The following is a 12455-nucleotide window of genomic DNA, read 5'->3' as shown; positions in this document are numbered from 1 at the left end:
GATGCGAAGGAGCCGAACTGGTGGTGAGTGCCACGACCTGTCCGGCGTGCGGAGCGGAGTGGGGGCCCGACACGTTCTGCGGAGTGTGCGGAACACCGCGAAACAGCAGCCAGCTCCTGTTTGCGCGGCTCGAGGGTACGACCCGGCCTGAGCTGAACGAACGGACCCGTACAGAGCTTGACCCGGGTGGGCGAGCCCCCGAGGGTGACAGCAGGTCGACCTCCGCGGGCGTCGGGCGCCGAGCGGGCGCCTACCTGCTCGACATGCTGGCCCTGCTCGGGCTGCTGCTCGTGGTCGCTGTGCCGGTCGTGCTCGCCACGGGCCTCGGCCGGGCGCTCTCGGCACTCGGTGACGCCAGCACGCCGACGGGGACCGAGCTCGCCACCGCGGACGTGCTCTCGACGGCGGCCGTCACCACAGCGATCCTGGGCGCGGTCGCGCTCCTCGGACTGGGCGGCCTTGCCGGGTGGGAAGGTCGGACCGGCGCGACGGTCGGCAACCGGCTGCTGCGCATCCAGACCCTCGACGCGGACACGCACACTCCGATCGGTGTCCCGCGAGCCCTGCTTCGATGGCTCGTCGTCCTGGTCGGTGGACTCGTCCCGGTGGTGGGCACCGCACTGGTCCTGGTCTCGCCGTCGTTCGACTCCTCGGGCCGGCGCCAGGGATGGCACGACAAGGCTGCGCGGACCGTGGTCGTCGGCGCCGTGGCGGCCGACCCGCCGAGCTTCACACCTTCCGGCGGGCGACAGCCGGTCGGCCAGACCGAGTCGCGGGCGGCACAGGTCATCGCGGCTTCCCTCGTCGGAAACGCCGTGTCACCTCAGGCGCCGGTCGCTCCACAGGGCGCGCCGGCCGCCGCCGCGGTGATCTCTGCGGTGCCAGGCGCTTCGCCGTCTGGGCTGCGAGGGCCTGCCCCGCCGCCGACGCCGCGTCCGACGGAGCCGGGGCCGGGCGTGGAGGACCTCGAGGTCACCCGGTTCAGTGTCTCGTCACGGCGCAGCGACGGTGTCCCGTCGCTGACGACGGGCGTGCTGAGCGTTGCGCTCGACGACGGTCGGCAGATCCGTGTGGAAGGGCGCACCCTTCTCGGCCGCGCGCCGCAACAGGACCAGGGCGCACCGGCAACCCTGCTGAACATCACCTGTCCGACGCGCTCGGTGTCGAAGACACATGCGGAGCTGGTACCGATCGATGGTGCGTTGCTGGTCACTGACACCGGCAGCACGAACGGGAGCGCCGTCATCGGCCCGGACGGCGCGGTGCAGGAGCTGAGTCCCGGCAGCTCCCGGCGGATCGAGCCAGGATGGGCCCTGCAGGTGGGTGACCGGCGCCTCACGGTGGTACCGCCGGGGACTCCGCGATGACAGATCGCTACGAGATCTCGCTCCTGTGGGGCGCCGCGACGCACCGCGGTGCGCGACGCCGCCTCAACGAGGACGCCTACGTCGCCGGAGGGCCGGCATTCTTCGTGGCCGACGGCATGGGCGGGCATGACGCCGGAGACGTGGCCAGTGCGGTAGCCGTTACCGTGCTGGAGCCGTTGACGGAGGTCGAGACGGTGGCGATCGACGCGCTGCGGACCGGGGTGGACGCCGCACATGAGGTGATCCGGGGGATCCAAGCGCCCCCGGACCGGCATGCCGGGACAACGCTCACCGGGGTGACGCTGACCTCGCAGGAGGGCGCACCGTACTGGCTGGTGGTCAACCTCGGGGACTCGCGCACCTACCGACTGGCGGACGGCGCGCTCGAGCAGGTCAGTGTCGACCACTCCGAGGTGCAAGAGCTGGTCGACGCCGGTGAGATCTCGGCCGCGGATGCCTTGACCCACCCCCGCCGCCACGTCGTCACCCGGGTACTCGGGTCTCCCGAGGATCCGGTAGCCGACTACTGGTTCCTGCCCGTGCACGTCGGGCAGCGCTGGCTGCTGTGCTCGGACGGACTGACCAGCGAGGTCGGTGACGGCAGGCTCGCCGAGCTGCTCGGGGAGCAGCAGGACCCGCAGCGGGCAGCAGATCGCCTGGTCGACGAGGCGCTCGCGGCAGGGGGCCGCGACAACATCACCGTGGTGGTCGTCGACGTCACCGACGCGCAGGAACCCGTGGAGAGCACCATCCCGCGCGCGCAACGCGTCGGGTCGGCCAGGAGCACACAGCGCGACCTCGCACGACAGGAAGTGAAGGCAGGATGACGAATCGCTACACGAGGGGCACGGCGCATGCCGTCGTCCGCAACGGGGCCGTGGTCCTGCTCCCCGGTGAGGTGTCGCCGGAGACCGTCGAGGCGCTCTGGACGGCTCTCGACGGACAGCCCGGTGTGCTCGCCCTGCTCGAGGCGCTGACCGGTACGTCCCGCGCAGGTCTCCGGGAGCTGCCTCCGTTCGCGATGGTGGTCCGGAGCGGCAACGGCGTCCAGGTCGCTGTCCGCGGCGCAGCGGCGGTGCAGGTCGGCTCCCACGCGTCGACGACAGTCGTCGACGGGCAGGGTGTCAGCACCTGGGTGGAGCGAGGGTTCGACGACGTCGGTTGGTTCGCAGTGCTGGCCGATGCCGCGCACTCACCGAATGGCAGCACCCTCGTCATCGAGTCCGGTGTCGTCCTCGCTGCTTCTGTCGCCGGCGGTGCCCCGCGTGAGGACACCGAGCCCGGTGTCCGCGTCGAGGAAGGCCGAGCAGCGCCCTCCGTCGGCGAGGCGGTGCCGGTTGCTCGGCCGGCCAGGGATCGCGTGGTCGAGGTCATGACGACTGAGCCGGAGCCGGCCGAGCTGGTCGTGGCTTCCCCGTCGACGGGGGACGTGCCTGTCGAGGAGACCGGGTTCGACCACCTGTGGGGGCGGACGATCCATCGCGGGGTGGAGGCTGCCGCCGTCCGGCAGGCCGACGAGGTGGAACCCGCAGCCCCGCAGGGAACCCCGGGCGACGGCATCGAGGAGAGCACCGTCCTGTCGAGTGCGATCGCCGATCTGAAGGCAGCGGCACCCCGTACCGACACCCTGACGACGAGCACCCCCGAACCCGCTGGTGTGGTGGACGGCGCGCCGCGTCCGGGCCCGTCCGCGGGAGGTGGGGCGGAGGTCCTGGCACGTTCCTGCGTCGCCGGGCACCTGAACCCGCCGCAGCGGACGGACTGCGCGACATGCCACGCAGAGCTCGTCGGCGACGCCCGCACCGTGGCCCGGCCACCGCTCGGCTCGGTCACCGTCTCGGACGGCCGACGCTTCACGCTGGACCGGCCCGCCGTCGTCGGACGGAGCCCACGCTCGCAGCGTGCGCCGGGAGACGACCTTCCCCGACTGGTGACCGTGCCGAGCCCTGAGGGAGACATCTCCCGCTCCCACGTCGAGGTGCGGCTCGAGGGTTGGCACGTCCTCGTGACCGACCTGGCCACGACGAACGGTACGACCCTGCTGCGCGGCGGTCAGCCCCCGATGCGGCTGCACCCGAGAGACCCGGCGATGGTGTGCGACGGTGACGTCGTCGACCTGGGTGACGGCGTCACGCTGGCGTTCGACGGGATCAGCTGATGAGCGGCTCGCGACCACCGTCCGCGCCACCGGAGATCTCCGGCTTCGACTTCGTCTCGCTCATCGGGTCGGGTGGCTTCTCGGACGTCTTCCTGTATCAGCAGCGCCGGCCACGACGACGAGTCGCGATCAAGGTGCTGCTGGCGGAGCACCTCGGCAGCGGGCTGACGAGTGCCTTCGAGGCTGAGGCCGACCTGATGGCCACCTTGTCGAGTCATCCCTCGATCGTGACGATGCACGAGGCTGACGTCACGCCGGACGGCCGGCCCTTCCTCGTGATGGAGTACTGCCCGCGCCCCACCTTCGGCGCGCGATATCGCCGCGAGAGGCTCGGGGTCGCCGATGTGCTGCGCGTAGGTATCCAGATCGCGGGTGCCCTCGAGACCGCCCACCGGCTCGGCATCCTGCATCGTGACGTGAAGCCGGCGAACGTCCTCGTCACCGACTACGGTCATCCTGCGCTGACAGACTTCGGGATCTCCTCGCGTCTCGACGGCCTCAGCCGGTCCGAGGGGATGTCGATTCCCTGGTCGCCGCCCGAGGCGTTCGAGGATCCACCACGGGCGGGAATCGGTACCGACGTGTGGGGGTTGGCCGCGACGGTCTACTCGCTCCTGGCGTCCCGTACACCGTTCGAGGTGATCGGTGGGTCGAACCAGAGCGCTGACCTGGTCTCTCGCATCGAGCGATCGGTCCTGCAACCCACTGGTCGTGCCGACGTCCCGCCGTCCCTCGAGCAGGCACTGAACGTCGCGATGGCCAAGGATCCGGTTGCTCGGTATCCGGCTGCGCTGGACCTGGCACGAGCGTTGCAGCAGGTGCAGTCGGAGATGTCCTTGCCTGTCACTCCCATCGATCTTCTCGACGAGCAGGGTCATGTCCTGAAGGACGAGCCCGCCGAGGACGAGGTCGGCACGCGGTTGCGGTCCGTCGTCGCGATCGACCCGCGCGGTGATGCTCGGACCGGGGCGGCGCCGTCCGCTGCACGGGTCGTGGTGGCGAGCGAGCTGGACGCAGGGCTCCGTGACACCGTGCACCGCGGGCCGGCTCCCGACCCGGGGCGGAACGTGCAACCGCCGGCCCCTGTCGACGCACCGGCCGCGCCGGCGGAGGCCGAGCAGGCGACGCAGCGCCGCCGTCCTGGACTGATCGCCGCGTTCGGCGGCGCGACGGTGCTGATCGTCGGTGCCGCCGCCCTGTGGGCGGTCCTCGCCGGGGAAGGCGACCGCGATGCCGTCGACAGCACCTCCCGGCCGACACCCGGAGCACACGCGCCCGTCGACAACCTCGCCGGTATCGTGCCGCCGATCGTGGACCTCGCCGGCGAGGTCGACGAGGGCTCGGTGACCTTCACGTGGCAGGCCGCCGAGCCGAGGGAGGGCGACACGTACGGCTGGCGCGTGCCCGACCCCCTCGAGGAATCGATGTTTCAGCAGACCGAGATGACGACCGTCACGGTCGACGCTGCTGATCCACAGACCTGCATCGAGATCGTGACCATCCGGGACGGAGCTCCCTCGCAGTCGCGCGGCTTGTGTGTACCGTGACGCGCGGGCACTCCGTCCTCGCCGGCAGTGCTCCGGCTGTAACCTCCGAGACCGGACACTGACCCTGCGAGGAGAACGATGCGCGTCAAGGTGACGCTCCGACGGCCCGACGGCTCACGTGACGACGTGGTCGTCACGGCCGATGCCGGTGCGACGATCGGCGAGGTGGCGTCGACCATCGCCCGTGTCGATCCGCACGGTGCCGGCGGCGCGACAGCGCAGGAGGGCGCGGCAACCTTGGAAGCGCGGCTTCCAGGTCAGGACCGGCCGACCCTGCTCCCCGCCGACGCCGCCCTCGGTGAGGCGTGGATCGGTTCCGGTGCGGAGGTGGCGGTCGTCGACCGTGCGCGGCCTGGCTTCGGCTACGGCACGTCCCACGAGGTGCGGGCCACCCTGCGCTTCCCGGGCGGACAGACGGTCGACCTGGCCGAGGGCTCGTGGATCCTCGGCCGGGCGGCCGGCGCGGACGTCGTCCTCAACGACCCGATGGTCTCCAAGCAGCACCTGCGACTCGACGTGGGTGAGGCCGTCGACGTCGTCGACCTGGGGTCGGCCAACGGCCTGCTGGTCGACGGGGACCATGTACAACGCCTCCGGGTCGAGACCGTGCAGCGGGTCGTCGTCGGTGAGACCGAGATGACGATCGAGTCCCGACGTCGCACAAGCGTCAGCGGTGTCGCGCCGAAGGCGGGGCCGATCTCGTTCACGCGTTCGCCGCGGGTCGAGGCACGCTACCGGGGGGAGGAGTTCGAGCCGCCGGAGGTGCCGACGGAGTCGGAGCCCAAGGAGTTCCCGATCCTGCTGATGGTGGCACCGGTGCTGCTCGGGATCGCGATGTTCCTGGTGATGAACAACCCGCGGATGCTGCTGTTCGTCCTGTTCACGCCGTTGATGATGCTCGGAAGCCATGTCACGCAGGCCCGGCGCGATCGCAAGCGCAAGGAACGGGACATCAAGCGGTTCGAGGAGCGGTTGTCGTCGCTCACCGACGCTCTGGCCGACGAGGAACAGGCGGAGCGGTCGGTACGGTTGCGCGAGGCGCCGGCGACGCAGCACGTCTTCGTGGAGGCGATGCGTCTCGGGCCGTTGCTGTGGACCCGCCGGCCGGAGCACTGGAACTTCCTCAACGTCCGGCTCGGCATCGGGACGATGCCCTCGCGCAACAGCGTGAAGACCGGTGGCAAGGGGTCGATCCTCAAGGAGTTCCAGGAGCGCCTCGATGCCGTGGTGGACAGGCACGCTGTCGTCGCGGGTGTGCCGGTCGTCGAGAACCTGTATGACGCCGGGGGCCTGGGGTTCGCCGGGCCGCCGGCTCAGGTCGTGGGGAGCCTCAACGCTGCCCTGGTCCAGCTGACCGGCCTGCACTCGCCGGCCGAGCTGGTGGTGACCGGGATGGTCAGTCCGGTATGGACGCGTCATCTCGACTGGTTGACGTGGCTGCCGCACACGTCGTCGGCTCACAGCCCGATCGACGGGCACCAGCTGGCCGACTCGGCCAGCGGCGCGGCGCGGCTGATGGCCGAGCTCGAGGGCCTGGTGAGTGCCCGCCTGAAGGCAAAGCACGGCAGTCCGAAGCGTCGTGGTGCTCTGGACGACGACGATGCCGCGTTGGAGAGAGGAGCCGAGGTCGGCGGGCGGTCCGACGACGGTACCGAGGCGCCGCTGCCGGCCGTCGTGGTGGTGGTCTCCGATGACATCGACGTCGACCGCGCGCGGCTCATCCAGCTCGCGGAGCAAGGAGCCGACGCGGGCGTCTTCCTGCTGTGGATAGCCGCCGAGGTCGCGAGCCTCCCGGCGTCCTGCCGGACGTTCGTCGACCGCGGTGAACGGGGACCACGGTTCGGCATGGTGCGGTTGGGACGGTGGGTGGACGATCTCGAGGTGGAGGAGATCGATCCTGCTGCTGCGATGGAGTACGCCCGGCGCCTCGCGCCGGTCTACGACGCCGGCGCGGTCGTCGAGGACGCGAGCGACCTGCCACGCTCGGTGACGATCCCGACCTTGCTCGGGCACGACCTCTTCGAGGATCCCCGAGCGGTGCTGGACCGCTGGCGGCAGAACCAGTCGGTCTACGACCGTGCCGTCGCGGTACCGCGCAAGCGGGCCGGGTCGCTGCGCGCCGTCGTCGGCTCCGCCGGTGTGGACCACCAGTACCTGGACCTGCGCACCCATGGCCCCCACGCGCTGGTCGGTGGCACCACCGGCGCAGGGAAGTCGGAGTTCTTGCAGGCATGGGTGCTCGGGATGGCCGCCGAGTACAGCCCGGATCGCGTCACCTTCCTCTTCGTCGACTACAAGGGTGGGTCGGCGTTCGCCGACTGCGTCGATCTTCCGCACTGCGTCGGCCTCGTGACAGATCTGTCACCGCACCTGGTGCTGCGCGCGCTGGCCAGCCTGCGGGCCGAGCTGCACCACCGTGAGCGACTCTTCAACCGCAAGAAGGCCAAGGACCTGCTCGAGTTGGAGAAGCGGGGAGACCCGGAGACCCCGCCGGCGCTGGTGATCGTCATCGACGAGTTCGCCGCGCTGGTGAGCGAGGTGCCGGAGTTCGTCGACGGGGTCGTCGACGTGGCACAGCGGGGTCGGTCCCTCGGGATCCACCTGATCATGGCGACGCAGCGCCCGGCCGGCGTGATCCGGGACAACCTGCGCGCCAACACCAACCTGCGGGTCGCCCTGCGGATGGCCGACGAGTCGGACTCCACGGACGTGGTCGGCGTGAACGACGCCGCACACCTCGACCCCGCGCTTCCGGGGCGCGGGCTGGTCAAGACCGGACCCGGGCGCGTGCATCACTTCCAGTCCGGGTACGCCGGTGCCTGGAGCACCCGGGAGCCCGAGCGGGCCGCGGTGAAGGTCTCAGGCCTGTACTTCGGCCGCGAGGAGGCCTGGGACGACCTCGCCGTCGAGGCAGTCGACGATGCCGCTGAGGCGGACCTGGGCCCGAACGACCAGCAGCGGCTGGTCGCGTGCATCACGGAGGCCTTCGAGGTCGGTGAGCTGGGCCGGCCGCGTCGGCCATGGCTCGACTCGCTGGCCGACGCCTACTCGCTGACGCGACTGCAGCCGCGCACCGACACGCACCTGCTCATCGGCGTGGCTGACATCCCCGCGGAGCAGGCGCAGCGGGTCGTGCACTTCGTGCCCGACGACGACGGTCATCTCGGTGTCTACGGAACCGGCGGCGCCGGGAAGAGCACCGTGCTGCGCACGCTCGTCACCGCGGCCGGCATCACTCCCCGAGGAGGGCCGGTGCATGCCTACGCGCTGGACTTCGCCGCGGGCGCGCTGCGGATGCTCTCGAGCCTTCCGCACGTGGGGTCTGTGGTGCGGGGGGAGGACGTCGATGGAGTGGTCAGCCTCTTGCGGATGCTGCGGGACGAGCTGGCGCGCCGCGCGGAGGCCTTCACCGCGGCGTCGGCGTCGAGCGTCACCGAGTTCCGTCAGCTGACGGGTCGTCCCGACGTCCCGAGGATCCTGCTCGTCGTCGACGGGTTCCCGGCGTTCAAGGAGGACTTCGAGGGAAAGACCGGTCGCGCCGAGTGGTACCACGTGCTCCGGGACATCCTCAGCGACGGCCGGGGCCTGGGGATGCATGTCGTCCTGACGGCAGACCGCTACGGCGCCGTACCGGGCAACGTGCACTCCATGGTGCACAGGAACCTCTTGTTGCGCCTCACCGAGGACGGCTTCCTGGCATTCAACGCTCCCAAGGACGTGGTCACGAGCACGTCACCCCCCGGACGGGCGCTGCTCGACGGTCTGGAGGTGCAGGTCGCGGTCACCGGCGGTACCGCGTCGGTGTCCGAGCAGGCGACGGCGACGGAGAAGCTGGCGGCGTCGATGCGGGAGGCCGGGGTGCGGGACGCCGTGCCCGTGCGGGTCCTGCCGACAGAGTTCCCGCCGTCGGAGCTCCCCGACGAGGTCGACGGACGGCCCGTCCTCGGGCTCGAGAACGTCGGGGTCCGGCCGCACCCGTTCGACCCGAAGGGGACGATCGTGGTGTCCGGCCCGCCAGGGTCAGGACGCAGCAACGCGCTGGCCGCGATCGCGCAGTCCGTGCGGCGGGCGTCGCCCGCATCGCGGCTCTACCTGCTCTCGGCTGCTCGGTCGGGCCTCGCCGGGGTGCTGCCGTGGGACGAGGTGGCCACCGGGGTGAGCGAGGTGACGGACCTGGTCCAGCGTCTGCTCGCCACCGTCCAGGACCCGAACGAGTCGACGCGTGCCGTCGTCGTGCTCGAGGGCATCGGTGACTTCATGAGCACACCTGCGGACCTGCAGATCCAGATGCTCACCAAGGTGGTGCGGGTCAGTGAGCACCTGCTGGTCGCTGAGGCGCAGGCGTCTACTTGGGGAAGCTCGTGGCCGCTCTACGCCGAGGTGAAGCAGTCGCGGCGGGGGCTGCTCCTGCAGCCCGGTCCGCATGACGGGGAGAACATCCTGGCCACGCAGCTGCCGCGGACGGACAAGGGGGAGTTCCCCGTCGGGCGCGGTGCGTGGGTGGAGCGCGGTGGCGCGACACGCGTCCAGCTGCCGCTGGTCCTGCCGTGAGGCCCGGACGTGCACCCTGTGGACAGCGGCGGGGTTCGCGCGACTTTGAGAGGTCTGGCCGTTACGCTCCCCTCTGAGAGGGTTTCGACCCGCCACCAATCCACGAGATGAGGATTTCAGCCATGTCCAACGTGAACGTGACCTACAGCGAGCTCGAGACGCAGCGCAACCAGCTGGGGCTCGGCAAGGAAGCGATGATGGAGGCACTGCGGGGACTGCAGGTACAGATTGACACGTTGGTCACCTCCGGGTTTCAGACGGACACCGCCTCGGCTGCCTTCCAGGACCACTACATGCAGTTCCAGCAGGGTATGCAGAGGGCGCTCCTCGGCCTCGACGGGATGGAGAACTTCCTGATGCGCGCCGAGGAGACCATGAAGGGCGCGGACGAGGCGCTCCGCGCCCAGCTCGGCTGACGCTGGGGCACGCCGCCCGCCGACTGCGGCGACGGGCCCCCGACCGGCTCGTTCCGGTGGGGCCCGTCGGTTGCGCGAGGGGTTGATGGTGGAGTGGCCGGTGGCTTGCACTGTGGGAGAAGTGGTGTGACGAAGGGACCATGGAGTGGCGGATCTGGTCAGTGATCACGAGGAGTTGCACGATGCCGGGACGCGGCTGGTGAACGCGGCTCAGGCGACGGCGACGGATGTGGCGGTGGACGCCGAAAGGTGCGGTTCGGTGGAGGCTGCTGAGGCGATCACGCAGTTTGCGTTCATGCTGCGCACGGACCTGCAGGCCACGTCCAGGGCCCTGGCGGCGGACGGGACGGTCCTGCACGACGTGGTCGCGACCTTGAGCAGGGTGGAGCGCGGCCTGGCGGGGCAGCTGTCGTGATGCTGCAGTTCGTCCAGGACGACCCGGCCGGGAGGCACTCGCCCGAGAACCCGGGCGCCGGCGATCTGATGGGTCTGCACCTGTCGGTACGGACGCTTCGCGCTCGTGCCGAGGACTGGTCGATGGCACGGCAGGTCGCGGCGGCCACCGTGGACCGGCTGGGCCCTTACCGGTGGTCGGGACATGCCGCGCAGGGTTGGCAGGTGCGCATGCTCGAGCGTCGCGGCGAGCTGGACGGCAACGTCCGCCGCGCCGAGGGTGGCGCCGACGCCATCGCGAAGTACCTGACCCAGATCCGGCGCATCGCCGGCCAGGCGCACCCGCTGCGTGAGCGGTTGAACGAGGCTCGCCAGTCGCTGTGGATGCTGCGTACCGACCCGTTGTGGGTGGGCGGTCCTCCGCAGTGCTCGACGACTCCGCTGGCCATGGTCTCGCTCGAGTTCCAGCAACGCCTTCAGCAGCGCCGTCAGGAGCTCGAGTGGGAGGCGAGCGGCGACGCGAACCAGGCGGTGCGTGCCCTCGAGGTTCTGCACACCGAACGGGTCGAGGCCGATCGTCATCTTCGCGACCGGCTGGCCGAGCTCGGTGGTTCCCAGGTCGCCCAGCGTTCCTACGAGGTGCTGACCGCCCGCGGCTACTCGGGCACGGAACTGACGACGATCGCGCCCGAGGTCGTGGCCACGGTGATGGGAGACCTGTTCACGCAGGTCGTGGCGGCCGACGGCAAGGACGGGCAGGTGGCTGACGACCTGCGTGCGATGGTTCTCGCGTGGGGCGACGACGAAGCCGTCATCAGCGCACTGGTGGCATCGACCGGACTCGGGCTGGCCGGCCTCGCCCGCGGCCTGGAAGCACTCGGACGATCACCGGACGCCGACGGCGCGCTGGCGCTCACCGCGACCTCGGCCGGGCTGACCCGTCTGCGTGACACCGTGGCGAAGGTGACCCACGACTGGGATGACGACGAGATCGCCAAACAGGTCGAGCAGATCGGTGACGCCGCATACGTGGGTGACGACACCACCGGTCTGGCCTCAGGGATCGGGTACCTGTTTGGCGACCCCCACCACGCCCCGATGGGCGAAGGGCTCACCGTGGCCCTGGCCACCAAGCTCGATGCGATCGAACGCACCGAGGGGAACCCCTGGTTGGCCGCCCAGCAATACTCCGCGCTGCGTGACCTCGACGGAACCCGTGTTGACGACCCCCTGGCCCGGGTCCTGTCGACTCTGGGCGCCTACCCGGATGCGGCGCACGACTGGCTGACGGACGACGAGCTCGGTGTGGTGCGGAACGACTACTGGTTCGGTGCTCGGGACTCGTCGACTGTCGGTACGGGTGACGGCAACGAGGGAGTGGCCGCGCTGCTGGCCGGCGCACTACAGGCCACCGGTGCCATCACCGGCACCGGCACGCACGACGACGACGTGCAGTACTCAGTCGCCGAAATGGCCACGCTCGCGTTCGAGAACCTCAGCACGAACGAGGGGTTCCTGGCGGAGAACACCACGGCCGCGGGCAGCGAGGCGCTGGCCAGGGCTGTCGGGCTGCAGTGGTCTCAGTTCGTGCACCAGCAGATTGCGCTCGGCCAGGGAACTGGTCGAGTCGAGAATCCGGTCAATCTGTGGGATGTCGGGCTCGACGAAGGTGATGCCGTCCATGTCAATGGTGCGACCCCAGAGTCGCTGGCGACCGTGTTGGGTGTGGCGCAGTTCCATCCCGAGGGCAGGGATGTGCTCGACGGGTACATCGGTGAGTACCAGCAGCAGGTCAGGGTCGAGGCGCTGAAGCCTGGTGGGGCGTTCGACCAGGATGACACCTGGAACTTCGGGCTGGCTGAGAATCATGCGCTGTGGTCAGGCTTCGTTGCCGACGGTGCTCGGTTCGAGACGATCGTGGAGGTCGCTCGCCGCGATGACGACGCTGTGCGGGATGCGGTGAGCTTGGCGGCGGTGCCCTTCGGGGCCATCGATGTCGGGGGTGGGCCTGCAGGTGCCGTCA

At 70.4% G+C, this 12455-nt stretch carries 8 protein-coding genes; all 8 read left to right on the top strand.

The window, feature by feature from the left end; translation table 11 throughout:
- The first annotated feature begins 23 nt into the window (after nucleotides 1-23).
- Nucleotides 24-1367, top strand: a complete 1344-nt coding sequence (locus PZC42_RS19825) for an RDD family protein (RefSeq protein WP_277213675.1) — start codon at nucleotides 24-26, stop codon at nucleotides 1365-1367.
- Complete coding sequence (locus tag PZC42_RS19820) at nucleotides 1364-2194, top strand: PP2C family protein-serine/threonine phosphatase (protein WP_277213673.1); 831 nt, start codon at nucleotides 1364-1366, stop codon at nucleotides 2192-2194. The genes PZC42_RS19825 and PZC42_RS19820 overlap by 4 nt, the downstream gene beginning before the upstream one ends.
- Nucleotides 2191-3525 (top strand): FHA domain-containing protein, encoded by a 1335-nt coding sequence (locus tag PZC42_RS19815; protein WP_277213658.1) that lies wholly within the window; start codon nucleotides 2191-2193, stop codon nucleotides 3523-3525. The genes PZC42_RS19820 and PZC42_RS19815 overlap by 4 nt, the downstream gene beginning before the upstream one ends.
- Nucleotides 3525-5072, top strand: coding sequence for a serine/threonine-protein kinase (locus PZC42_RS19810; protein ID WP_277213656.1), 1548 nt, complete (start codon nucleotides 3525-3527; stop codon nucleotides 5070-5072). Before PZC42_RS19815 ends, PZC42_RS19810 begins: the two co-directional genes overlap by 1 nt.
- A gap of 78 nt (nucleotides 5073-5150) precedes the next feature.
- On the top strand, nucleotides 5151-9623 hold the full coding sequence (locus PZC42_RS19805) for a type VII secretion EssC family protein (protein WP_277213654.1): 4473 nt from the start codon (nucleotides 5151-5153) through the stop codon (nucleotides 9621-9623).
- Between the two features lie 122 nt (nucleotides 9624-9745).
- The gene (locus PZC42_RS19800; protein WP_277213652.1) at nucleotides 9746-10039 is read left to right on the top strand and encodes a WXG100 family type VII secretion target; all 294 of its coding nucleotides are present in this window, start codon (nucleotides 9746-9748) and stop codon (nucleotides 10037-10039) included.
- Nucleotides 10040-10184: 145 nt separating this feature from the next.
- The gene (locus PZC42_RS19795; protein ID WP_277213650.1) at nucleotides 10185-10454 is read left to right on the top strand and encodes a hypothetical protein; all 270 of its coding nucleotides are present in this window, start codon (nucleotides 10185-10187) and stop codon (nucleotides 10452-10454) included.
- Nucleotides 10454-12455: hypothetical protein (locus PZC42_RS19790; RefSeq protein WP_277213648.1), on the top strand; the 2002-nt coding region annotated here is incomplete at its 3' end. The genes PZC42_RS19795 and PZC42_RS19790, both read left to right, overlap by 1 nt.

The organism is Isoptericola croceus (assembly GCF_029382255.1).
GTDB lineage: Bacteria > Actinomycetota > Actinomycetes > Actinomycetales > Cellulomonadaceae > Isoptericola > Isoptericola croceus.
This window is presented reverse-complemented; position numbering and strand designations above follow the sequence as displayed.